Below are 23000 nucleotides of genomic sequence, written 5' to 3'. Positions count from 1 at the left end.
GTTTCCCGTTTTCGGGTGCGGCGCCGCTGCGCGAGCGGCCCCGGGCTGCGCCCGGGCTTCCGGGGCTCCGCCCCGGACCCCGCTCCTCAAACGCCGGAGGGGCTGGATTTTGCCCGGCCGCCTCAGACGCCGGACGGGCTGGATGCTGCCCGGCTACCTCAGACCCCGGACGGGCTGGATTTTGCCCGGCCGCCTCAGACGCCGGACGGGCTGGATGCTGCCCGGCCGCCTCAGACGCGGGAGGGGCTGGATGCCGCCCCGGCGCCCCAAACGCCGGAGGGGCTGGAATTCGCCTCCCCAGGGGAGGCTCTGGCCAAAACTCCCCCTCGGGGCCCACTCGTTGGCCGGGCTCTGCCTGGATTCGGGGCTGATGCTGGGATGCTTGGCCGAGTCAGGGAGTTGTGGGAACGAGTGGACGCGGGGGCAGCTGAATCGTGGACGACAGGGTGCGGGTGGTCATCGCCGAGGATTCCGTGCTGCTGCGCGAGGGTCTGACCCGGCTGCTGACCGACCGGGGGCATGACGTCGTGGCCGGCGTCGGGGACGCGGAAGCCCTGATCAAGACGGTGGCGGACCTGGACGCGGAGGGTGCGCTGCCGGACGTGGTGGTGGCCGATGTGCGGATGCCTCCGACGCACACCGACGAGGGCGTACGGGCCGCCGTGCGGCTGCGGCGCGACTACCCCGGCATCGGCGTGCTCGTGCTGTCGCAGTACGTGGAGGAGCAGTACGCCACCGAACTGCTGGCCGGTTCCACCACCGGGGTGGGCTACCTGCTCAAGGACCGGGTGGCGGAGGTTCGGGAGTTCCTCGACGCGGTGGTGCGGGTGGCCCGGGGCGGTACCGCCCTGGACCCGGAGGTCGTCGCGCAGCTGCTCGGGCGCAGCCGGAAGCAGGACGTGCTGGCGGGGCTGACCCCGCGCGAGCGCGAGGTGCTCGGGCTGATGGCCGAGGGGCGTACCAATTCGGCCGTGGCGAAGCAGCTGGTGGTGAGCGACGGCGCGGTCGAGAAGCACGTCAGCAACATCTTCATGAAGCTGGGCCTGTCGCCGAGTGACGGGGATCACCGGCGTGTTCTGGCCGTTCTCACCTACCTCAGATCATGATCGACTGACACTCTGTCAGGTACGGCAGTTACGGCACACAACGGCATACCGGCCGGGCCGTCTCAAGGGGCGGCCCGACGGTCCAGAATGTGGTCGCTCCCTTGGAAGCCCTCCCCGCGGACGTAGGGTGGGTTCCGTGGGGGAGCCCACGCCTCGAAGGAGGTCCAGTTCAGTGACCAGCCAGGTCAGCAGCCCAGCCGAGCAGGCCGACGGGGCTGGGGGTGCGGTTGTCGGTGGACAGCGCACCCCGCCGAGCCCGGGCGGCAAGGAAGTACGCCGTCTCGATCGCGTGATCATCCGCTTCGCGGGCGACTCGGGTGACGGTATGCAGCTCACCGGTGACCGGTTCACCTCGGAGACGGCGTCGTTCGGCAACGACCTCTCCACGCTGCCGAACTTCCCCGCCGAGATCCGGGCACCTGCCGGAACCCTGCCCGGTGTGTCGTCGTTCCAGCTGCACTTCGCGGACCACGACATCCTCACGCCCGGCGACGCCCCGAACGTGCTGGTCGCGATGAACCCCGCCGCCCTCAAGGCGAACATCGCCGACGTGCCGCGCGGCGCCGAGATCATCATCAACACCGACGAGTTCACCAAGCGCCCGATGGCGAAGGTCGGGTACGAGACCTCCCCGCTGGAAGACGGATCGCTCTCCGCCTACAACATCCACCCCGTCCCGCTGACGACGCTGACGGTGGAGGCCCTGAAGGACTTCGGGCTGTCCCGCAAGGAGGCGGAGCGCAGCAAGAACATGTTCGCGCTGGGTCTGCTGTCGTGGATGTACCACCGGCCGACCGAGGGCACGGAGAGCTTCCTGCGGCAGAAGTTCGCGAAGAAGCCGGACATCGCCGAGGCGAACGTCGCCGCCTTCCGGGCGGGCTGGAACTTCGGGGAGACCACCGAGGACTTCGCGGTCTCCTACGAGGTCGCGCCCGCGACCCGGGCCTTCCCGACGGGTACGTATCGCAACATCTCCGGGAACCTGGCGCTGTCGTACGGGCTGATCGCGGCCTCCCAGCAGGCGGACCTGCCGCTCTACCTGGGCTCGTACCCGATCACCCCGGCCTCGGACATCCTGCACGAGCTGTCCAAGCACAAGAACTTCGGCGTGCGCACCTTCCAGGCCGAGGACGAGATCGCCGGCATCGGCGCCGCGCTCGGAGCCGCCTTCGGCGGAGCCCTGGGCGTGACCACCACCTCCGGCCCCGGCGTCGCGCTGAAGTCCGAGACCATCGGGCTCGCGGTGTCGCTGGAGCTGCCGCTGCTGATCGTGGACATCCAGCGCGGTGGCCCGTCGACGGGTCTGCCGACCAAGACCGAGCAGGCCGACCTGCTCCAGGCGATGTACGGGCGCAACGGCGAGGCACCGGTGCCGATCGTGGCGCCGAGGACCCCGGCGGACTGCTTCGACGCGGCCCTGGACGCGGCGCGGATCGCGCTGACGTACCGGACTCCGGTGTTCCTGCTCTCCGACGGCTACCTCGCCAACGGCTCCGAGCCCTGGCGGATCCCCGAGGTCGCGGACCTGCCCGACCTCAAGGTCCAGTTCGCCACCGGCCCGAACCACGAGCTGGCCGACGGCACCGAGGTGTTCTGGCCGTACAAGCGGGACCCGGAGACCCTGGCCCGGCCGTGGGCCGTCCCGGGCACCCCCGGACTCGAACACCGCATCGGCGGCATCGAGAAGCAGGACGGCACGGGCAACATCTCCTACGACCCGGCCAACCACGACCTCATGGTCCGCACCCGCCAGGCCAAGATCGACGGGATCGCGGTCCCGGACCTGGAGGTCGACGACCCGGACGGCGCCCGCACCCTCGTCCTCGGCTGGGGGTCCACCTACGGCCCCATCACCGCCGCCGTCCGCCGCCTGCGGCTCGCCGGCATCCCCATCGCCCAGGCCCACCTGCGCCACCTCAACCCCTTCCCCAGGAATCTCGGGGAGGTGCTGGGGCGTTACCAGAAGGTAGTGGTGCCGGAGATGAACCTCGGGCAGCTCGCAAGCCTGATCCGCGCGAAATACCTGGTCGACGCCCAGTCGTACAACCAGGTCAACGGAATGCCGTTCAAGGCCGAGCAGCTCGCGACGGTTCTCAAGGAGGCCATCAATGACTGAGGTGACCGACGTTCCCAAGCTGCTCTCCCTGGTCCCGAAGGCGGAGGCCAGGCAGTCCGCGAAGGACTTCAAGTCGGATCAGGAAGTCCGCTGGTGCCCCGGCTGCGGCGACTACGCCGTCCTCGCCGCCGTCCAGGGCTTCATGCCCGAGCTGGGACTGGCGAAGGAGAACATCGTCTTCGTCTCCGGCATCGGCTGCTCCTCCCGTTTCCCGTACTACATGAACACCTACGGGATGCACTCCATCCACGGCCGCGCCCCCGCCATCGCCACCGGCCTGGCCACCTCCCGCCGCGACCTCTCCGTCTGGGTCGTCACGGGCGACGGCGACGCGCTCTCCATCGGCGGCAACCACCTCATCCACGCGCTGCGCCGCAACGTCAACCTCAAGATCCTGCTGTTCAACAACCGGATCTACGGGCTGACCAAGGGCCAGTACTCCCCCACCTCCGAAATCGGCAAGATCACCAAGTCCACGCCGATGGGTTCGCTGGACGCGCCCTTCAACCCGGTGTCGCTGGCGATCGGCGCGGAGGCCTCCTTCGTGGCGCGGACGGTGGACTCCGACCGCAAGCACCTCACCGAGGTCCTGCGGCAGGCCGCCGACCACCAGGGCACCGCGCTCGTGGAGATCTACCAGAACTGCAACATCTTCAACGACGGCGCCTTCGAGGTCCTCAAGGACAACGAGCAGGCGGCGGAGGCCGTGATCCGCCTGGAGCACGGGCAGCCGATCCGCTTCGGCGTCGACGGCCACAAGGGCGTCGTCCGCGACCAGGCCACCGGCGACCTGCGCGTCGTCGAGGTCACCCCGGAGAACGAGTCGCAGGTCCTGGTCCACGACGCACACGCCGCCGGCCCGACCACCGCCTTCGCGCTCTCCCGGCTCGCCGACCCCGACACCCTGCACCAGACACCCATCGGCGTCTTCCGCAGCGTCGAACGGCCCGTCTACGACACCCTCATGGCCGACCAGCTCGACGCGGCCATCGACCAGAAGGGCAAGGGCGACCTCGGCGCCCTGCTGACCGGCAACGACACCTGGACCGTCGTCGGCTGACCGGCCCCGCGCACACCAGGACGAAGCCCGGATCTCCCGCCCAGGAGCTCCGGGCTTCTTCGTACCGTCATCGCAATGTCATGAGTATCTCCCCCTTACGGGCATGACATCCGGGCCGTGCGGCGCTACCTTCGTGAGATTGGCCGAAAAGTCGTACAGGAGGGCCCGTGGAGGCACAGAACGAGCAGCGCACGGGTCTGCTCTACGGATTCGGCGCGTACGGAATATGGGGGCTCGTCCCCCTCTTCTGGCCGCTCCTCAAGCCTTCCGGGGCGGTCGAGATCCTGGCCCACCGCATGGTGTGGTCGCTGGCCGTGGTCGGAGTGGCGCTGCTGGCGCTGCGCCGCTGGGGCTGGATGCGGGAGCTGGTGCGCCAACCGCGCAAGCTCGGCCTGACCGCGCTCGCCGCCTCGATCATCTCCGTGAACTGGGGCCTGTACATCTGGGCCGTCAACAACGGCGCGGTCGTCGAGGCGAGCCTCGGCTACTTCATCAACCCCCTGGTCAGCATCGCGATGGGGGTGCTGGTGCTCGGCGAGCGGCTGCGCCGCGCGCAGTGGGTGGCGGTCGGCATCAGCTTCGCCGCGGTCCTCGTGCTCGCCGTCGGGTACGGGCGACCGCCGTGGATCTCGCTGATCCTGGCCTGCTCCTTCGCCACGTACGGGCTGATCAAGAAGAAGCTCAACATGGGCGGCCTGGAGTCGCTGACCGCCGAGACCGCCGTGCTGTTCCTGCCCGCCCTCGGTTACCTGGTGTGGCTGAGCGTCCAGGGGCAGTCCACCTTCGCCACGCAGGGGGCGGCGCATTCCGCTCTGCTCGCCGCGACGGGTCTGGTCACCGCGGTCCCGCTGGTGTTCTTCGGGGCGGCCGCCATCCGCGTCCCGCTGTCCACCCTCGGGCTGCTCCAGTACATGGCGCCGGTGTTCCAGTTCGGGCTCGGCGTCCTCTACTTCCACGAGGCCATGCCGCCCGAGCGCTGGGTGGGCTTCTCCCTGGTCTGGGCCGCGCTCGCCCTCCTGACCTGGGACGCGCTGCGTACGGCACGGCGCTCGCGGGCCGTGCTCGAAGCCGCGCCCGTCGCCGTCACCGCTCCGGCGCGCGAACCGGCTTAGCGTTCCGCATCACGAGCAACCCCGATCTCACGGTCCCCGGTACGAAACCCTCGTACCGGGGACCGTCCGTTTTCCGAACTGCCCTGACCGAATTGTGGTCTTGACGGACAGTCATACTCTCGCTGAACATCAGGCTCGCACTGACGCACTAACGCTCACCCGCTCTATCCCCAACGTTCCGTTTCATCCCCGCGGAATTCCGGAGCCCCCACATGAGCCTGTCCGTCTCCCGGCGCCTTGCCGCCGTGACCGCCGTCGCGGTCGCGGGCCTGTTCGCCGCCACCGCCCCCGCCGCGCTCGCCGCCCCCACCGCGGTGACCGCCGCGCCCACTCCGCCCGACATCCCGCTGGCCAACGTCAAGGCCCACCTGTCGCAGCTCTCGACCATCGCCGCCAACAACGGCGGGAACCGGGCCCACGGCCGGACCGGTTACAAGGCGTCGATCGACTACGTGAAGGGCAAGCTCGACGCGGCCGGTTTCACCACCACGCTGCAGACCTTCACCTCCAGCGGCGCGACCGGCTACAACCTGATCGCCGACTGGCCGGGCGGCGACCCCAACTCGGTCCTGATGTCCGGGTCGCACCTGGACTCGGTGACCGCCGGAGCCGGCATCAACGACAACGGCTCCGGCTCCGCCGCCGTGCTGGAGGCCGCGCTCGCCGTGTCCCGGGCGCAGCTCCAGCCGACGAAGCACCTGCGTTTCGGCTGGTGGGGCGCGGAGGAGCTGGGCCTGGTCGGCTCGAAGTACTACGTCAACAACCTGCCGGCCGCCGAGAAGGCGAAGATCTCCGGCTACCTGAACTTCGACATGATCGGCTCGCCGAACCCGGGCTACTTCGTCTACGACGACGACCCGACCATCGAGCAGACCTTCAAGAACTACTACGCGGGCCTCGGCATCCCGACCGAGATCGAGACCGAGGGCGACGGGCGTTCCGACCACGCCCCGTTCAAGAGCGCGGGCATACCGGTCGGCGGCCTGTTCTCCGGCGCCGACTACACCAAGACGGCGGCGCAGGCGCAGAAGTGGGGCGGCACCTCCGGTCAGGCCTTCGACCGCTGCTACCACTCCTCGTGCGACTCGCTGTCGAACATCAACGACACGGCCCTGGACCGCAATTCCGACGCCATCGCCTACGCGATCTGGAACCTCGGGGCGGCCACTCCGGTCCCGCCGGGCCCGTCCTTCGAGAACACGGCGGACGTGTCCATCCCGGACTCCCCCGGCGCCGCGGTGACCTCGCCGATCACGGTCTCCGGCGTCACGGGCAACGCGCCCGCCACCACCAAGGTCGACGTGAACATCGTCCACACCTACATCGGTGACCTGGTGGTCGACCTGGTCGCCCCCGACGGCACGGTCTACAACCTGCACAACCGCAGCGGCGGCAGCGCCGACAACCTCGTCAAGACGTACACCGTCAACGCCTCAAGCGAGGTCGCGAACGGGGTCTGGAAGCTCCAGGCCAAGGACCTGGCCGGGCAGGACGTCGGCTACATCAACAGCTGGAAGATCACCTTCTAGCCCGCGCCGACGGACCGGCGGCCCCGGCGTGATCCCCTCGGATCGCGCCGGGGCCCCGCGCGTTCGCGGCTACGCGTCCTCCGCGGCCGCCCGCAGCGAGGCCGACAGCGGCTCCTCGATACGGGCGCGCAACTCCTGGGCCACCGCCGCGACGTCGGCGCGGCCCAGCTTCGCCGCCTCCACCAGGTCGCCGAGCTCCTCCGGCGAGGGCAGCTGCTTGGCCCCGGCGACGCGCAGGTACGAGCGGGTCGCGGCGGCCGCGTAGAACTCGTTCATCGGGGATTCCAGCGCCGGGCACACGGCGAGGGTGTGCAGAAACGCGGCGGCCCGCCACGCGGTGTCCGGGGCGGGCTGTTCGGGCACCAGGACGAGATCGCATCGGTGCCGGGCGACGGCGGCGGCCACCCCGGAGGGGTCCCATACCGCGGGGTCGGAGGGCAGGTGGTGGGCCAGAGCGGTCCAGGCCCACTCCATGGTGATCTTCAATTGCCGAACCGCTCCTGGAAGTAGCCCCAGTGGTCCGCGAACTCCTCTATGCCGGAGAGGAAGTTCTTCCGGTCCTCGTCGAGTTCGCGTTCCGTGACCTCGGTGATCAGCGCGGTGACCGTGGTCCCCAGCGCCGCCGCACGCGCCTTCAGACGTTCGTGGAACTCTTCGTCCAGGCGGATGGTCACGTGTCTCGACATCCGACCACCGTACAGCGGGGCCGCTGTACGCGGCAGGGTCACGGCGGAAGGGTGGGCCGGGACACAGTCCCGGCCCACCCTTCGAACACCGCCGCTGCGGGCGGCTACTTGGCCGCTACCGAGCGGCTACTTGTTGGCGTCGGCCGCCTTCACCAGGGCGTCCTTGGTGACCGCGCCGACGTAGACCTTGCCGTCGTCCGTGATCAGGGCGTTGACCAGACGGGTCGACAGGACGCGGCCCTCACCGAACTTGCCGCTGACCTTGTCGCCGAGGGAGTTCAGGAAGTCCTTGGCCTGCTTCGGCGCGTTCTTGTCGTTCTCCAGCTCCTTCAGGCCCTTGCCCGCCCCCGAGTCGATGCGAGCGATGGTCGCCCAGCCCTCGCCGAGCACCTTCACGTCGCCGTGCTTGCCGCCCTTGCCGTCGGGGCCGCCCAGCAGGTCACCGAAGCCGGGGAAGGCGTCGAGTCCCTTGAACTCCTTGCCGTGCTCCCTGCCCGCTCCTTCGGCCCCGCCCTCGGTCACCTTGGCGCCCTTCGGCGCGGTGAAGGCGAAGGTGTCGGCGGACGGCTTGGCGAAGTCGACCTTGGTGAAGCCCGCGTCCACGATCGGCTTGCCACCCTGGCTGGAGAGCAGCTGCACGCGCAGCGGGACGCCGTTCTTCGCGTCGACCGCGATCTGGACCGAGCCGACCGTGGAGCCGCTCTGCTTGGGCTTGAGCACCAGCTGGTAGGCGTCCCGGCCGGCCACCTGCACGGTGTCGCCCACACCGACGTCGGTGGTCGGGCCGGCGGCCTTCAGTACGTCCTGGGCCAGCTGCTGCGGAGAGGCGGGGAGCCCCTCGCCCTTCTTGTGCTCCGCGCCCTTGCCGGCTTCGCCGTTCTTCTCGTGGAAGACCTCGTTGGACTTGGAGTCGTAGCCCCACACGTCGGCGCCGTTGTGGATGAGGCTGTACTCGTCCTTGCCGTCGAGGAAGGTCAGCTTCTGGCGGTCCGGTCCGTCGGCCGCGACGCGGAAGGTGTGCGTGCCGTTCGCCAGCTGCGCGACCTTGTCCTCCGGGTTGGCGGAGCCACCGGCGACGCCGCCGCCACCACCGAGCAGGCCCGTCGCGATCTTCGGCAGACCCAGGTCGGTGCTGATCTTGGCGGTGCCGGACAGCTGCTCCACGTCCGAGGCGGCGATCTTCTCGATCAGCTGCTGCGCCGTCACCTTCGGCAGATCGGGTCCCCCGGCGTTGGCGAAGGCCGGGACCATCGCCACGGTCGCCGCGGCCACACCCGCCACCGCCACCGGTACGGCGTACCGGGCGATCTTGCGAGAAGTGTTCGTGTTCGCTGCCATGTCAGTGCCCTGCCCTCTGTGTCCAAGGCGGCGACCCCCGTGTCGCCGCGCTCACCCGATCTGGTGGGGTTGATGACTCCATCTGACCAAAACGGCGGCGCCGGGGCGTCACCCCCCGGACGCAACTGCGCGTACGACCGTGGGATGACACGAGAAGGGCCCCTCCACCCCGACCCGTAGGGGTCGATGGGGCGGAAGGGCCCGTTCCACTGTTCGCGGGGACTAGCCGGCGCGGTGCACCACCGCGTCGCAGAGCTCCTCCAGCGCCGTCTTCGCGAAGTTCTCGGGCAGCGGCGCGAGCATGGCCCGCGCGTCCTCCGCGTACTGGATGGTGTCGCGGCGGGCCTGCTCCAGGGCGGGGTGCGCCCGCAGTCGGGTCAGCACCTCGGCGTGGCGGGCGTCGTCGGTGAGGTCGCCGTCCAGGAGGGCGACGAGTTCCAGGTCGTCCGGGTTACCACCCTTGGCCGCCATCTCCCGCAGCCGCAGCACGGGCAGGGTGGGAATGCCCTCGCGCAGGTCGGTGCCCGGGGTCTTGCCCGACTCGTGCGCGTCGGAGGCGATGTCGAGGACGTCGTCGGCGAGCTGGAAGGCGGTGCCGAGCCGTTCGCCGTACTGGGTGAGGATGTCGACGACGGACTCGTCGGCGCCGGACATCAGCGCGCCGAAGCGGCCGGAGACGGCGATGAGCGAGCCGGTCTTGCCGGCGATGACGTCGAGGTAGTGCGCGACGGGGTCGCGGCCGTCGCGCGGGCCGGCCGTCTCCAGGATCTGGCCCGTCACCAGCCGCTCGAAGGCCTCCGCCTGGATGCGTACGGCCTCGGGGCCGAGGTCGGCCAGGATGTGCGAGGCACGGGCGAACAGGAAGTCACCCGTCAGGACGGCCACCGAGTTGCCCCAGCGGGTGTTCGCGCTGGCCACACCGCGGCGCACGTCCGCCTCGTCCATGACGTCGTCGTGGTACAGCGTGGCGAGGTGCGTGAGTTCCACGACGACGGCGGAGGGCACGATCCCGGGCGCGTACGGATCGCCGAACCGGGACGCGAGCATCACGAGCAGCGGCCGGAAGCGCTTGCCTCCGGCCCGCACGAGGTGCTGCGCGGCTTCGGTGATGAAGGGGACTTCGCTCTTGGTGGCCTCCAGCAGACCCGCCTCGACGGCGGCCAGTCCGGCCTGGACATCGGTCTCAAGAGCCTGGTCCCGCACGCTCAGTCCGAACGGCCCGACGACGGTCACGAGGGGTACTCCTGTCTGCTGACGATCACGCTGACGACCACCTGGATTGTCGACGTGTCGCTGCCATCACTCAACCCAGCGTATCGGGTCTGTTTTCGATCACGGAGAGGGCCCGTCCGGCGTCACCCGCGCACCGCCCGAACCGCACCGGTATGTTCTTGAGGAGCCGAAACAACCGGAGAATGCGTTTTGTCCAGAACTGCGACCGATATAGACGAACCCGCGGATCCGGCGGCCGACCAACCGCCGCCCGGCGACGACCGCGCCTTCCTCGGCCACCCCCGGGGGCTCGCCACGCTCTCCGGACTGGAGGTCTGGGAGCGCTTCTCGTTCCTGGGCATGCAGGCCATCCTCGTCCTCTACTTCGCGGACACCGTGGCGGACGGCGGCCTGGGCATGAACCCGGGCACCGCGGCCTCCGTCTCGGCGGCCTACGGGACCATGGTCTACCTCGTCTCCGTCGCCGGCGGTTGGCTCGCCGACCGGATCCTCGGTTCCTACCGCGCCGTGCTGTGGGGCGGCGTCCTGATCGCCTGCGGCCACTACGCGATGGCCGTGCCGACCGCCGCCATGACCTGGGTGGGCCTCGGCCTGATCAGCGCGGGCACCGGCCTGCTCAAGCCGAACGTGGCCGGCATGGTCGGCAAGCTGTACCGGACGGCCGACGAGCGGCGCGACGCGGGCTTCGCCCTCTACTACATGGGCATCAACATCGGCGCCTTCGCCGGACCCCTGATCACCGGCTGGCTCGGCGAGCACAAGGGCTGGCACTGGGGCTTCTCCGCCGCCGCCGTCGGCATGACCGCGGGCCTGGTCCAGTACGTGCTGGGCCGCCGCCACCTGGCCGGGCGCAAGCACTCGGCGGAGTACGCCCTGGCGCCCGACGCGATGCGCTCCGCCGTGACGAAGATCATCGCCGGCTGCCTCGGCTTCGCCGTGCTCGCCACCCTCCTGACGGTGGCCGGGTGGCTGACCATGGACCGCTTCGTCGACCTGCTCACCCTCGCCTCGGTGATCGCTCCGGCCGTCTACTTCGCGGTCATGTTCCGCAGCCCCCGGGTGACGGCCGAGGAGCGCGGGCGACTGCGCCCGTACGTCGTCCTCTTCCTGGCCTCGGTCGCCTTCAACTTCATCCTCTTCCAGGCCTACTCGACGATGATGCTGCTGGCGTCGACCAACGCCCGCACCACGATCCTCGGCTTCGACTTCCCGGCGAGCTGGTACGCCTCCGCGCTCGGCGCCTTCGAGGTGCTGCTCGCCCCGGTCGTCGCCGCGCTGTGGGCCCGGATGGGCAGCCGCCAGCCGCACGCCTCGAACAAGATCGCCATCGGGGTGATCCTGGGCGGCCTGTCCTTCCTGCTGATGGTGATCCCGACCTCGGGGCACGGCGGGGACGGCGGGGACGCCTACAAGATGGCCGCCTGGTGGATCGTCGGCTCGTACCTGCTGCTCGGCCTCGGCGACGTCCTGCTGGAGACCTCGGGCATGTCGGCCACCACCAAGCTCGCGCCGAAGGCGTACGGCAATCAGACGATGGCCCTGTGGTTCCTCTCGCTGGCGCTGGCCAACGGCATCCAGGCGCAGGTCGTCAAGGTCTACGGCACGGTCTCCGACCCCGTGTACTTCGGCGTCAACGGCGCCGTCGCGGTCGCCGCGGGCCTGGCCGTCATCGCGCTCGCGCCGTGGCTGCGGCGCACGATGCACCCCGTCCACTGAGGTCCGCCGACGTCCACTGAGGTGGTTGCCGCATGATCATCCGTACCGAGTTCCCGTACGAGACCACCCACGAGGATGTCCGGATCCCGCTCCCCGACGGCGTCGAGCTGTACGCCCGGATCTGGCGCCCGGTCACGGACGAGCCGGTTCCGGCACTGCTGGAGTACCTCCCGTACCGGCTCACCGACTGGACCTCGCCCCGCGACTGGCAGCGCCACCCCTGGTACGCGGGCCACGGCTACGCATCCGTACGGGTGGACGTGCGCGGCCACGGGTGCAGCGGGGGCCGTCCGGGTGACGAGTACGACGCCCGCGAACTGGCCGACGGGGTCGCGGTGGTGGAGTGGCTGGCGGCGCAGCCCTGGTGCACGGGCTCGGTGGGCATGTTCGGGATCTCCTGGGGCGGTTTCAACTCCCTCCAGATCGCGGCGCTGGCCCCCGAACCGCTGAAGGCGATCGTCACCGTCTGCTCGACCGACGACCGCTACGACAACGACGTGCACTACATGGGCGGCTCGGTGCTCGCCGTCGACATGCACGCGTGGGCGGCCACCATGCTGGCCTTCGCCTCCCGGCCGCCGGACCCCCGCTACGTCGGCGACGGCTGGCGCCAGCTTTGGCTGGACCGGCTGGAATCGGTCGAACCCCTGGTCCACACCTGGCTCTCGCACCAGACCCGGGACGCGTACTGGCGCCACGGCAGCGTCTGCGAGGACTACTCGGCGATCCGTGCGGCGGTCCTCGCGGTGGGCGGCTGGCACGACCCCTACCGGGACACCGTGCTGCGGCTGGTCACCCACCTGCCGTCCTCCCGCGTCCGGGGCCTGATCGGGCCCTGGTCGCACCAGTACCCGGACCGGGGGCTTCCGCCGGGCCCGGCGATCGGTTTCCTCCAGGAGACCCTGCGCTGGTGGGACCACTGGCTGAAGGGCACGTACAACGGCGTCATGTCCGAGCCGCTGCTGCGTTCCTGGATCAGCGACTCGCACCCGCCGGCCACGGTGTACGAGGAGCTCCCGGGGCGCTGGGTCGGCGACCGGAGCTGGCCCCCGTCCTCCGTCGTCCCCGTGCCGTACGGACTCCAGGGCGCGCCGGTGGTGGTCGCGTCCCCGCAGCACACCGGGCTGGACGCGGGCCGGTTCTTCCCCTTCGGCAACGACGCGGACCTGCCGCCGGACCAGCGGGAGGAGGACGCGAAGTCGGCGTGCTTCGAGTTCCCGGTGGGGCCGGACGAACCGGTCGAGATCCTGGGCCGTCCCTCCGTCACGCTGCGGCTGCGGCTGGACGTGCCGTACGGGCAGGTCGTGGCCCGGCTGTGCGACGTCGCGCCCGACGGCTCCTCGACGCTGGTCACCCGGGGCGCGCTGAACCTCTCGGCGCGGCAGGGCCGGGACCGGGCGGTGCCGTGGCCCGTCGGCTCGTACGAGGACGTCGCCTTCGAGCTGAACGGCATCGGGCACTCCTTCCCGCCGGGGCACCGCATCCGCCTCGCCCTCTCGTCCGCGTACTGGCCGTGGATCTGGCCGCGGGCGGGCTCGGAGGCGGGCTGGACCCTGGATCCGGCGGGCAGCCTCCTGACCCTCCCGGTCCGCTCCTCCTCCCCCGCCGAGGTGGGGATCGTCTTCGAGGCGCCGGAACAGTCGGAGCCGCTGGGCGTGGCCTACCCGGCCACTCTGGACGAACCGCGCCCGGAGCGGCTGGTCGTACGGGACGTCGCGCGCGGGCTGTGGCGGCTGGAGGTCGACCCGCGGTACGGGGGCACGCGGGTGTACCCGGACGGGCTGGAGTACGACGAGGACGCGGTGGAGGAGTACGAGATCACCGACGGGGACCCGCTCTCCGCGCGCACCCGCTCGGAGTGGCGGATCCGGCTGCACCGGCCGGAGCTGGGCTGGGACGCCCGTGTGGAGACCCGGTCGGAGATCACGTGCGATGAGAGGGGCTTCGTGACGTCGAACGAGGTGGTGTGCCGGGAGGGGGACGAGGTGGTCTTCCACCGCACGTGGGAGCGGCGGCTCCCCCGTGCGGCGGGCTAGCCGTCTGCGGCGCCGCCCCGGGGCTCCGCCCCCGGATCCCCCGCGCCCCAATCGCCTGCGGGGCTGGATTCGCGTGCGGCGCCGCTGTCGGGGGCTCCGCCCCCGAACCCCCGCTCCTCAAACGCCGGAGGGGCTGGAATTGCCGCTGCGCGGCAATCAGCCGCGTGGGCGCAGGGTTGCAGGCTGACGCCGGCCAAAGTCAGCCCTTCCGGCGTTTGAGGGGCGGGGTCCGGGGCGGAGCCCCGGGAAACGGTGAAAGGGCGGGGCGGGGAGCAGCTCCGCGCAGCGGCAACCCGCAGCGCTACGCGAACAGCCGCTCCAGGACCACCGCGATGCCGTCCTCCTCGTTGGACAGCGTGACCTCGTCCGCGACAGCCACCAGCTCGCGGTGCGCGTTCGCCATGGCCACCCCCCGGGCAGCCCACGCGAACATCGGGATGTCGTTGGGCATGTCACCGAAGGCGATCGTCGACTCCCCGCCCACCCCCAGCACGGCCGCCGCCCGCGCCAGCCCGGTCGCCTTGTCGATGCCGGGCGGCTGGAGTTCCACCGTGTGCTCCCCCGCCATCGTGACGTTCACCAGGTCCCCGACCACCGCCCGCGCCACCCGCGTCAGTTCGTCGTCGTCCAGCTCCGGGTGCTGGAGCAGCACCTTGTTGATCGGCGAGGCCCACAGGTCGCCGCGCCGCGCCACCCGCACCGTCGGCAGGTGCGGGTGCCACATGCGGTAGCCGGGCCCTATCAGCATCTCGGCGTCCACGCCCTCCTGGTTGACCGCCGCGTACACCTCGCCGATCTCCGCCTCGATCTTGCCGAGGGCCACTTCGGCCAGGTCCCGGTCCATGGAGACGGAGTGCAGCAGGCTCCCGCGCGCCGCGTCGTACACCTGCGCGCCCTGACCGCACACCGCGAGCCCCGTGTACCCAAGGTCATCCAGGACGTGCCGGACCTGCGGGACGGGGCGGCCGGTGACGATGATGTGCTGGGCGCCGGCCTCACGGGCCGTGGCGAGCGCCTCGTACGAGCGGGCGGAGACGGTGTCCCCGGCGCACAGCAGAGTCCCGTCCAGGTCAGTGGCGATCAAGGCATAGGGAAGGGCCTGAGGAAGGGCGGAAGTCACCCCGCAAAGGATACGGACCCCCTCGGACAAGTCCTACAAATGCCGCCCGAATCCGGCCTCCCACACACCCCACTAGCCACGTAACGTGTCAACCAGCTTCCGGGACACCCCCGGACCGCCGTCGAAAGCGAGGCAGCACCCCATGCCCCAGCAGAGCCCCCTCGATCTCGCCGAGGGCGACCCGTTCGGGCCGCACAACCTCCCCTACGGCGTCTTCTCGACCTCCGGGGAGGACCGCCGCCGCATCGGCGTGCGGATCGGCGGGTTCGTGCTCGACGCGGGAGCGGCCGCCGCCGCGCTCGGTTCACCGTACGCCGGGCTGCTCGGGCAGTCCTCCCTCAACCCGCTGCTGGCCGCCGGGCGCACCGCCTGGCGCGACGTGCGCCGCGCGCTGACCGCCTGGGTCACCGACCCCGGCCACCGGCCCACCGTCGAGCCGCACCTGCTGCCGCTGGACGAGGTCACGCTGCACCTGCCGTACGAGGTCGCCGACTACGTCGACTTCTACGCGAGCGAGCACCACGCCACCAACGTGGGCATGATGTTCCGCCCGGACGGGGACGCGCTGACCCCCAACTGGAAGCACCTGCCCATCGGTTACCACGGCCGCTCGGGAACGATCGTGGTGTCGGGGACGGACGTCGTACGCCCCTCCGGGCAGCGCAAGGCGCCCACCGACCCGGCGCCCGTCTTCGGTCCGTCGGTCAAGCTCGACATCGAGGCCGAGGTCGGCTTCGTCGTCGGCACCCCGTCCGAGCTGGGCTCGCCGGTGGCGCTGGGCGATTTCGAGGACCACGTCTTCGGGCTGTTCCTGCTCAACGACTGGTCGGCGCGCGACATCCAGGCCTGGGAGTACGTGCCGCTCGGCCCCTTCCTCGGCAAGTCCTTCGCGACCTCCGTCTCCGCCTGGGTGACCCCGCTGGAGGCCCTGGACCCGGCGCGTGTCGCCCCGCCCGCCCGGGACTTCCCGCTCCTTCCCTACCTCGACGACGCGGACGCCGAGCGCCCCGGCGGCTTCGACCTGCACATCACCGTCTCCGTCAACGGGCAGGAGGTGGCGCGGCCGCCGTTCGCCTCCATGTACTGGACGGCCGCGCAGCAGCTCGCGCACATGACCGTCAACGGCGCCTCCCTGCGCACCGGTGACGTGTACGGTTCCGGCACCGTCAGCGGTCCCGAGGTGGGCCAGCGCGGTTCGCTGCTGGAGCTGACCTGGAACGGCCGTGACGCCATCGAGCTCTCCGACGGCAAGCGCACCTTCCTGGAGGACGGCGACACCGTCACCCTGACCGCCTGGGCCCCGGGCGCCGACGGCACGCGCATCGGCCTCGGCGAGGTCACCGGCCGCATCGTGGCGGCCCGCTAGCCGGCGGCACGGCCCGGCCCGCCCCGTAAGCGGACGCCCCCGTTCGGAGGCGCGCCACGTGCGCGGGGCGGGGCGGGCCGGGATGGTGGACGGACGGACGGAACGGCCAACCCGTACCCCGTACCCGTACCCCACCGCGAGGAGCCGCCGCCATGCCCGTACCCAGCCCGAAGACCCTCCTCCGTGCCGCCGCCGCGGTGTCGCTCGCGCTGGCCGCCGTGGCCCCGGCCCACGCGGTGGACGGGCCCGCGCCCGACCCGAGCAACGTCCAGGCCATGCGGGACATGGCCACGGCGATCCGGGTGACGGCCAAGTACGTGGACGAACGGCAGGCACTCGCGGACGGGTACGTGCCGCACGGCATGGATTGCATGTCCAACCCGTTCGGGGTCGGCGCCATGGGCTACCACTACGTCAAGGAGGCCTACTGGGGTTCGAAGGACCCGAGTAGGCCGACCGCGCTCCTCTACAGCACCGAGAAGGACCGGCACGGCCGTCGCAAGCTGCAGGCCGTGGAGTGGATGTCGAGCGACCGGGACCAGGACCTGACCACCGCCGACGACCGCCCGAGCATGTTCGGGCTGCCCTTCGACGGGCCGATGCCCGGCCACTGGGCCGGCATGCCCAAGCACTTCGACCTCCACATGTGGGCGTACGAGAACAACCCCGCCGGCCGCTTCCACAACTGGAACCCCGCCCTCAAGTGCTCCGGGCATATGACTCACCCGTAAGAGCGGCCCTTCACGGAAGCCCGGCGATACGCTGGACGCACTCGCAAGACTGCGGCTCATGGGAGCTCTGATGAACCCGGAACACAGCTGGCCGATCCCGCCTCCGGGCGGCTGGACTGCCGATGACCTGGACACGCTTCCGAATCTGCCTCCGCACACGGAGCTGATCGACGGGAGCCTTGTTTTTGTGAGTCCGCAGATCCAATTCCACATGCGCGCGGTCAACTTCTTCACCTGGCAGCTGATGGCTCAGCAGCCTCCGGGCCTGGAGGTCTTCCGCGAGTTCACCATCGACATCGACCGCCACAACCGCCCAGAACCCGATGTCATCGTCGTGGACGAGAGTGCCGTGGGCGATCTGGAGCAGACTCGGCTCCCCGCCGGTTCCGTTCGCCTGGCCATTGAAGTCGTCTCGCCCGAGTCGTTCGGCCGTGACCGTGGCGTCAAGCCGGTCAAGTACGCAGAGGCGGGGATTCCTCATTTCTGGCGGGTGGAGAACAAGGACGGTCGGGCCGTGGTCTACGTCTACGAATGGGATCCGTCGACCAAGAGCTACGGAACCGCGGGAATCTTCCACGACCGCCTGAAGCTCTCGTCCCCCTTCCCCATCGACATGGACCTCACCGAGATCACTTCGAAGCGGCAGCCCCGACCGGAGTAGCCCCCGGACACGACTGGGCCCGGCTTCCCCAGGAAGCCGGGCCCTCGGCCGTTCTTCGTAGCGGTCAGCGGACGAACGTGCTCGCCTGCCCGGCCAGCTCCAGGAAGTACTGCGGCGCGAGGCCCAGCACCAGCGTGACGGCGACGCCCACCGCGATGGTGGTCATCGTCAGCGGCGAGGGGACGGCCACGGTCGGGCCGTCGGCCTTCGGTTCGCTGAAGAACATCAGGACGATCACCCGGATGTAGAAGAACGCGGCGATCGCGGAGGAGATGACACCGACCACGACCAGCGCTCCCGCGCCGCCCTCCGCCGCCGCCGAGAAGACGGCGAACTTGCCGGAGAAGCCCGAGGTCAGCGGGATGCCGGCGAAGGCCAGCAGGAAGACCGCGAACACCGCCGCCGTCAGCGGCGAACGGCGGCCCAGACCGGCCCACTTGGACAGGTGCGTCGCCTCGCCGCCCGCGTCGCGCACCAGCGTGACCACGGCGAAGGCGCCGATCGTCACGAAGGAGTACGCGCCCAGGTAGAAGAGGACGGACTTGACGCCGTCCTCCGAGGTCGCGATCACACCGGCCAGGATGAAGCCCGCGTGCGCGATCGAGGAGTAGGCCAGGAGGCGCTTGACGTCGGTCTGGGTCACGGCGATCACCGCGCCCGCCAGCATCGTGACGATCGCCACCGCCCACATCACCGGCCGCCAGTCCCACCGCAGACCGGGGAGGACCACGTAGAGCAGGCGCAGGAGCGCGCCGAACGCGGCCACCTTCGTCGCCGCGGCCATGAAGCCGGTGACCGGGGTCGGGGCGCCCTGGTAGACGTCCGGGGTCCACATGTGGAAGGGGACCGCGCCGACCTTGAACAGCAGGCCCATCAGCAGCAGCGCCCCGCCGATCAGCAGCAGCGCGTCGTTGCCCATGGTCGAGGCGAGCGCCGGGTCGACGCGGGAGACCGTGCCGTCGACCACGTCGGCGATCGCCGCGTACGAGACCGAGCCCGCGTACCCGTAGACCAGCGCGATGCCGAACAGGAAGAAGGCGGAGGAGAAGGCTCCCAGCAGGAAGTACTTGACCGCGGCCTCCTGCGACATCAGCCGCTGGCGGCGGGCGACGGCGCAGAGCAGGTACAGCGGGAGGGAGAAGACCTCCAGCGCGATGAACAGCGTCAGCAGGTCGTTGGCCGCCGGGAAGATCAGCATCCCGGAGATCGCGAACAGGGCGAGCGGGAACACCTCGGTGGTGGTGAAGCCCGCCTTGACCGCGGCCTTCTCGCTGTCGCTGCCCGGTACGGACGCCGCCTGCGCGGCGAAGGAGTCCACCCGGTTGCCGTGCGCCGCCGGGTCCAGGCGCCGCTCGGCGAAGGTGAAGACCGCGACGATCGAGGCCAGCAGGATGGTGCCCTGAAGGAACAGTGCCGGGCCGTCCACGGCGATCGCGCCCATCGCGGCGATGTGCGCCTTGGTGGAGCCGTACCCGCCGGCCGCGAGACCGACGACCGCCGCGAAGGCCGAGGCCAGCGCGGCGACGGCGATGAACACCTGGACGTAGTAACGGGACTTGCGCGGTACGAACGCCTCTACGAGGACTCCGAGGACCGCCGCGCCCACCACGATCAGGGTGGGTGAGAGCTGGGCGTACTCGATCTTCGGTGCCGGGATCCGGTCGGCCGGCGCCGCGGCCGCCAGTGTCCACAGGCTGTGGGCAGCAGTCATCGTGCTCACTTCGCCGCCTCCACTTCAGGAGCAGGGTCCGTCTGCTTCACGTCGGACATGGTGTACTGCACCGCCGGGTTGACGATGTCGGTGAGCACCTTCGGGTAGACGCCCAGCCCGATCAGCAGCACGATCAGCGGGGCCACCACCAGCACCTCCCGCAGGCGCAGGTCCGGCATGGTGCGGACCTCCTCCTTCACGGGGCCGGTCATCGTGCGCTGGTAGAGCACCAGCGTGTAGAGCGCGGCCAGCACGATGCCGATGGTGGCGATGATGCCGACGACCGGGTACCGGGCGAACGTGCCGACCAGGACCAGGAATTCGCTGACGAAGGGCGCGAGGCCCGGCAGCGAGAGGGTGGCGAGACCGCCGATCAGGAAGGTGCCGGCGAGGACCGGGGCCACCTTCTGGACGCCGCCGTAGTCGGCGATGAGCCGCGAGCCGCGCCGGGAGATCAGGAAGCCGGCGACCAGCATCAGCGCGGCCGTCGAGATCCCGTGGTTGACCATGTAGAGCGTCGCGCCGGACTGGCCCTGGGAGGTCATCGCGAAGATGCCCAGGATGATGAAGCCGAAGTGCGAGATCGAGGCGTAGGCGACCAGCCGCTTGATGTCCCGCTGCCCGACCGCGACCAGCGCGCCGTAGACGATGCTGATCAGGGCCAGTACGAGGATCACGGGCGTGGCCCACTTGCTGGCGTCGGGGAAGAGCCCGAGGCAGAAGCGGAGCATCGCGAAGGTGCCGACCTTGTCGACGACCGCGGTGATCAGTACGGCGACCGGTGCGGTGGACTCGCCCATCGCGTTCGGCAGCCAGGTGTGCAGCGGCCACAGCGGCGCCTTCACCGCGAAGGCGAAGAAGAAGCCGAGGAACAGCAGCCGCTCGGTGTTGGTCGCCATGTCGAGCGTGCCCGCGGCGCGCGCGGCGGTGATCTCCTGGAGCGAGAAGTTCCCGGCGACCACGTACAGCCCGATGACCGCGGCCAGCATGATCAGGCCGCCGACCAGGTTGTAGAGGAGGAACTTGACCGCCGCGTAGGAGCGCTGCGCGGCCGCGTTCTCGTCGGACCCGGCGTGCGCCCGGTCCCCGAAGCCGCCGATGAGGAAGTACATCGGGATGAGCATGGCTTCGAAGAAGATGTAGAAGAGGAAGACGTCGGTGGCCTCGAAGGAGATGATCACCATCGCCTCGACCAGCAGGATCAGGGCGAAGAAGCCCTGGGTCGGGCGCCAGCGCTTGGAGTTGGTCTCCAGCGGGTCGGCGTCGTGCCAGCCGGCCGCGATCACGAAGGGGATCAGCACCGCGGTGAGCGCGATGAGCGCCACCCCGATGCCGTCCACGCCCAGTTCGTAGCTGACCCCGAAGTCGGGGATCCAGGCGTGGGACTCGGTGAGCTGGTAGCGGTCGCCACCGGGTTCGAAGCGGACCGCGACGAGCACCGCCAGGGCCAGGGTCGCCAGCGAGAAGAGCAGCGCGAGCCACTTGGCGGCGGTCCGTTGGGCGGCCGGGACGGCCGCCGTCAGGACCGCGCCGACCGCGGGCACCGCGGCCGTCACCGTCAGCAGGGGAAAGGACATCTCACACCGCCCTCATCAGCAGGGTCGCGGCGATGAGGATCGCCGTGCCCCCGAACATCGAGACCGCGTAGCTGCGGACGTAGCCGTTCTGGAGCTTGCGCAGCCGGCCCGACAGCCCGCCGACCGAGGCGGCCGTCCCGTTGACCACCCCGTCCACCAGGCTGTGGTCCACGTACACGAGCGAGCGGGTCAGGTGCTCCCCGCCGCGTACGAGCACGACGTGGTTGAAGTCGTCCTGGTAGAGGTCCCTGCGGGCCGCCCGGGTGAGGACGGAGCCGCGCGGGGCGACCACCGGGACGGACCCCCGGCCGTACATCGCCCAGGCGATGGCGACGCCCACGAGGAGCATCACCATGGTGGACGCGGTCACCGTCGTGGCGCTGACCGGGGAGTCGCCGTGCGAGTAACCGGTGACGGGCTCCAGCCACTTCAGGAAGCGCTCGTTGATCTCGAAGAACGCTCCGGCGAAGACCGATCCGAAGGCCAGGATGACCATCGGGATGGTCATGGACTTCGGGGACTCGTGCGGGTGCGGCTCGTGGCCTTGGGCGTCCGGCTGCCAGCGCTTCTCGCCGAAGAAGGTGAGGAGCATGACGCGGGTCATGTAGAAGGCGGTGATGCCGGCGCCCAGCAGGGCGACCCCGCCCAGGATCCAGCCCTGGGTGCCGCCCTTCGCGAAGGCCGCCTCGATGATCATGTCCTTGGAGAAGAAGCCGGACAGGCCGGGGAAGCCGATGATCGCGAGGTAGCCGAGGCCGAAGGTGACGAAGGTGACCGGCATGAACTTCCGCAGCGCGCCGTACTTGCGCATGTCGACCTCGTCGTTCATCCCGTGCATCACGGAACCGGCGCCGAGGAAGAGGCCCGCCTTGAAGAAGCCGTGCGTGACCAGGTGCATGATCGCGAAGACGTAGCCGATCGGGCCGAGGCCCGCCGCGAGGATCATGTAGCCGATCTGCGACATGGTCGATCCGGCCAGGGCCTTCTTGATGTCGTCCTTCGCGCAACCGACGATCGCACCGAAGAGGAGCGTGACCGCGCCCACGATGGTGACCACCAACTGGGCGTCCGGCGCTCCGTTGAAGATCGCGCCCGAGCGGACGATCAGGTACACACCCGCGGTCACCATCGTCGCCGCGTGGATCAGGGCCGAGACCGGGGTCGGGCCCTCCATCGCGTCACCGAGCCAGGACTGCAGCGGCACCTGGGCCGACTTGCCGCAGGCGGCCAGGAGCAGCATCAGGCCGATCGCCGTCAGCCTGCCCTCGGAGGTCTCGCCGACCGCGCCGAACACCGGCCCGAAGGTGAAGGTCCCGAAGGTGGTGAACATCAGCATGATCGCGATCGACAGGCCCATGTCGCCGACGCGGTTGACCAGGAAGGCCTTCTTCGCGGCGGTGGCCGCGCTGGGCTTGTGCTGCCAGAAGCCGATCAGGAGGTACGAGGCGAGGCCCACGCCCTCCCAGCCGAAGTACAGAAGCAGGTAGTTGTCGGCGATGACGAGGAGCAGCATCGCCGCGACGAAGAGGTTGAGGTAGCCGAAGAAGCGGCGGCGGCGCTCGTCGTGCTCCATGTACCCGATCGAGTACACGTGGATGAGCGTGCCCACCCCGGAGATCAGCAGGACGAACGTCATCGACAGCTGGTCGAGCTGGAAGGCGATGTCAGCCTGGAAGCCCTCCACCGGGATCCAGGTCCACAGCTTCTGGGTCAGGGTCCGGTCGTCGGCGGCGCGCCCCAGCATGTCCGTGAACAGGGCGGCGCCGATCCCGAAGGAGACGGCCGCGAGGAAGGTGCCGATCCAGTGGCCGGACTTGTCGAGGCGCCGGCCGCCGCACAGCAGCACCGCCGCTCCGAGCAGGGGCACTGCCACCAGCAGCGCAATCAGATTCTCCACTGTGA

18 protein-coding genes are annotated in these 23000 nt (G+C 70.2%); 10 read left to right on the top strand and 8 right to left on the bottom strand.

The window, feature by feature from the left end; translation table 11 throughout:
* Positions 1 to 446 precede the first annotated feature (446 nt).
* The 5 genes from ACIQ5Y_RS09910 (at position 447) to ACIQ5Y_RS09890 (ending at position 6923) form a co-directional block, all read left to right on the top strand.
* Positions 447 to 1106 (top strand): LuxR C-terminal-related transcriptional regulator, encoded by a 660-nt coding sequence (locus ACIQ5Y_RS09910; protein WP_403877499.1) that lies wholly within the window; start codon positions 447 to 449, stop codon positions 1104 to 1106.
* Between the two features lie 172 nt (positions 1107 to 1278).
* Positions 1279 to 3222, top strand: a complete 1944-nt coding sequence (locus tag ACIQ5Y_RS09905) for a 2-oxoacid:acceptor oxidoreductase subunit alpha (protein ID WP_403877383.1) — start codon at positions 1279 to 1281, stop codon at positions 3220 to 3222.
* Positions 3215 to 4282: a 2-oxoacid:ferredoxin oxidoreductase subunit beta gene (locus tag ACIQ5Y_RS09900; protein ID WP_403877380.1), complete on the top strand. Its 1068-nt coding sequence runs from the start codon at positions 3215 to 3217 to the stop codon at positions 4280 to 4282. The genes ACIQ5Y_RS09905 and ACIQ5Y_RS09900 overlap by 8 nt, the downstream gene beginning before the upstream one ends.
* 167 nt (positions 4283 to 4449) lie before the next feature.
* Positions 4450 to 5394, top strand: a complete 945-nt coding sequence (gene rarD, locus ACIQ5Y_RS09895; RefSeq protein ID WP_403877377.1) for an EamA family transporter RarD — start codon at positions 4450 to 4452, stop codon at positions 5392 to 5394.
* A gap of 212 nt (positions 5395 to 5606) precedes the next feature.
* Positions 5607 to 6923, top strand: a complete 1317-nt coding sequence (locus ACIQ5Y_RS09890) for a M28 family metallopeptidase (protein ID WP_403877373.1) — start codon at positions 5607 to 5609, stop codon at positions 6921 to 6923.
* 69 nt (positions 6924 to 6992) lie between these two features.
* On the opposite strand, the gene ACIQ5Y_RS09885 is transcribed toward ACIQ5Y_RS09890, so the two are convergent.
* The 4 genes from ACIQ5Y_RS09885 to ACIQ5Y_RS09870 form a co-directional block, all read right to left on the bottom strand.
* Entirely contained in the window at positions 6993 to 7409 is a 417-nt protein-coding gene (locus ACIQ5Y_RS09885) for a hypothetical protein (RefSeq protein ID WP_403877371.1), read from the bottom strand.
* Entirely contained in the window at positions 7406 to 7609 is a 204-nt protein-coding gene (locus tag ACIQ5Y_RS09880; RefSeq protein ID WP_225884906.1) for a ribbon-helix-helix domain-containing protein, read from the bottom strand. The genes ACIQ5Y_RS09885 and ACIQ5Y_RS09880 overlap by 4 nt, the downstream gene beginning before the upstream one ends.
* 126 nt (positions 7610 to 7735) lie before the next feature.
* The gene (locus tag ACIQ5Y_RS09875; RefSeq protein WP_403877368.1) at positions 7736 to 8947 is read right to left on the bottom strand and encodes an outer membrane lipoprotein carrier protein LolA; all 1212 of its coding nucleotides are present in this window, start codon (positions 8945 to 8947) and stop codon (positions 7736 to 7738) included.
* A gap of 222 nt (positions 8948 to 9169) precedes the next feature.
* Entirely contained in the window at positions 9170 to 10180 is a 1011-nt protein-coding gene (locus tag ACIQ5Y_RS09870; protein ID WP_403877365.1) for a polyprenyl synthetase family protein, read from the bottom strand.
* 189 nt (positions 10181 to 10369) lie between these two features.
* Here ACIQ5Y_RS09870 and ACIQ5Y_RS09865 point away from each other — a divergent pair, with 189 nt between their 5' ends.
* The gene (locus ACIQ5Y_RS09865; RefSeq protein WP_403877362.1) at positions 10370 to 11896 is read left to right on the top strand and encodes a peptide MFS transporter; all 1527 of its coding nucleotides are present in this window, start codon (positions 10370 to 10372) and stop codon (positions 11894 to 11896) included.
* Positions 11897 to 11928: 32 nt separating this feature from the next.
* The gene (locus ACIQ5Y_RS09860) at positions 11929 to 13932 is read left to right on the top strand and encodes a CocE/NonD family hydrolase (RefSeq protein WP_403877360.1); all 2004 of its coding nucleotides are present in this window, start codon (positions 11929 to 11931) and stop codon (positions 13930 to 13932) included.
* Positions 13933 to 14233: 301 nt separating this feature from the next.
* Here the strand turns inward: ACIQ5Y_RS09860 and ACIQ5Y_RS09855 are convergent, their stop codons facing one another.
* A complete protein-coding gene (locus ACIQ5Y_RS09855) occupies positions 14234 to 15052 on the bottom strand; it encodes a Cof-type HAD-IIB family hydrolase (protein ID WP_403877357.1) in 819 nt (272 codons plus the stop codon).
* A gap of 142 nt (positions 15053 to 15194) precedes the next feature.
* On the opposite strand from ACIQ5Y_RS09855, the gene fahA reads away from it, so the two are divergent.
* The 3 genes from fahA (at position 15195) to ACIQ5Y_RS09840 (ending at position 17810) form a co-directional block, all read left to right on the top strand.
* Entirely contained in the window at positions 15195 to 16418 is a 1224-nt protein-coding gene (gene fahA / locus ACIQ5Y_RS09850) for a fumarylacetoacetase (RefSeq protein WP_403877354.1), read from the top strand.
* A 152-nt stretch (positions 16419 to 16570) separates the two neighbouring features.
* The gene (locus ACIQ5Y_RS09845) at positions 16571 to 17149 is read left to right on the top strand and encodes a hypothetical protein (RefSeq protein WP_403877352.1); all 579 of its coding nucleotides are present in this window, start codon (positions 16571 to 16573) and stop codon (positions 17147 to 17149) included.
* A 58-nt stretch (positions 17150 to 17207) separates the two neighbouring features.
* On the top strand, positions 17208 to 17810 hold the full coding sequence (locus ACIQ5Y_RS09840) for a Uma2 family endonuclease (protein ID WP_403877349.1): 603 nt from the start codon (positions 17208 to 17210) through the stop codon (positions 17808 to 17810).
* Positions 17811 to 17874: 64 nt separating this feature from the next.
* Here the strand turns inward: ACIQ5Y_RS09840 and nuoN are convergent, their stop codons facing one another.
* Genes nuoN through nuoL form a run of 3 tightly spaced genes read right to left on the bottom strand, consistent with a single transcriptional unit; the run spans position 17875 to position 22995 of the window.
* On the bottom strand, positions 17875 to 19521 hold the full coding sequence (gene nuoN, locus ACIQ5Y_RS09835; RefSeq protein WP_403877496.1) for an NADH-quinone oxidoreductase subunit NuoN: 1647 nt from the start codon (positions 19519 to 19521) through the stop codon (positions 17875 to 17877).
* A gap of 5 nt (positions 19522 to 19526) precedes the next feature.
* Positions 19527 to 21098: an NADH-quinone oxidoreductase subunit M gene (locus ACIQ5Y_RS09830; protein WP_403877346.1), complete on the bottom strand. Its 1572-nt coding sequence runs from the start codon at positions 21096 to 21098 to the stop codon at positions 19527 to 19529.
* Between the two features lies 1 nt (position 21099).
* Positions 21100 to 22995, bottom strand: coding sequence for an NADH-quinone oxidoreductase subunit L (gene nuoL, locus ACIQ5Y_RS09825; RefSeq protein ID WP_403877344.1), 1896 nt, complete (start codon positions 22993 to 22995; stop codon positions 21100 to 21102).
* Between the last annotated feature and the right edge of the window lie 5 nt (positions 22996 to 23000).

Origin of the sequence: Streptomyces sp. NPDC096339, from assembly GCF_044762985.1 — a bacterium.
GTDB lineage: Bacteria > Actinomycetota > Actinomycetes > Streptomycetales > Streptomycetaceae > Streptomyces.
The sequence above is the reverse complement of the archived record's forward strand: the minus strand, read 5'-3'. Positions and strand labels throughout refer to the sequence as shown.

Excerpts from the sequence above, each read along its gene's own strand:
- ACIQ5Y_RS09875 (WP_403877368.1), bottom strand. The coding sequence starts at position 8,947 with ATGGCAGCGAACACGAACACTTCTCGCAAGATCGCCCGGTACGCCGTA.
- ACIQ5Y_RS09840 (WP_403877349.1), top strand. The coding sequence starts at position 17,208 with ATGGGAGCTCTGATGAACCCGGAACACAGCTGGCCGATCCCGCCTCCG.
- ACIQ5Y_RS09830 (WP_403877346.1), bottom strand. The coding sequence starts at position 21,098 with ATGTCCTTTCCCCTGCTGACGGTGACGGCCGCGGTGCCCGCGGTCGGC.
- ACIQ5Y_RS09845 (WP_403877352.1), top strand. The coding sequence starts at position 16,571 with ATGCCCGTACCCAGCCCGAAGACCCTCCTCCGTGCCGCCGCCGCGGTG.
- ACIQ5Y_RS09900 (WP_403877380.1), top strand. The coding sequence starts at position 3,215 with ATGACTGAGGTGACCGACGTTCCCAAGCTGCTCTCCCTGGTCCCGAAG.
- ACIQ5Y_RS09890 (WP_403877373.1), top strand. The coding sequence starts at position 5,607 with ATGAGCCTGTCCGTCTCCCGGCGCCTTGCCGCCGTGACCGCCGTCGCG.
- fahA (WP_403877354.1), top strand. The coding sequence starts at position 15,195 with ATGCCCCAGCAGAGCCCCCTCGATCTCGCCGAGGGCGACCCGTTCGGG.
- ACIQ5Y_RS09860 (WP_403877360.1), top strand. The coding sequence starts at position 11,929 with ATGATCATCCGTACCGAGTTCCCGTACGAGACCACCCACGAGGATGTC.
- nuoN (WP_403877496.1), bottom strand. The coding sequence starts at position 19,521 with ATGACTGCTGCCCACAGCCTGTGGACACTGGCGGCCGCGGCGCCGGCC.
- ACIQ5Y_RS09880 (WP_225884906.1), bottom strand. The coding sequence starts at position 7,609 with ATGTCGAGACACGTGACCATCCGCCTGGACGAAGAGTTCCACGAACGT.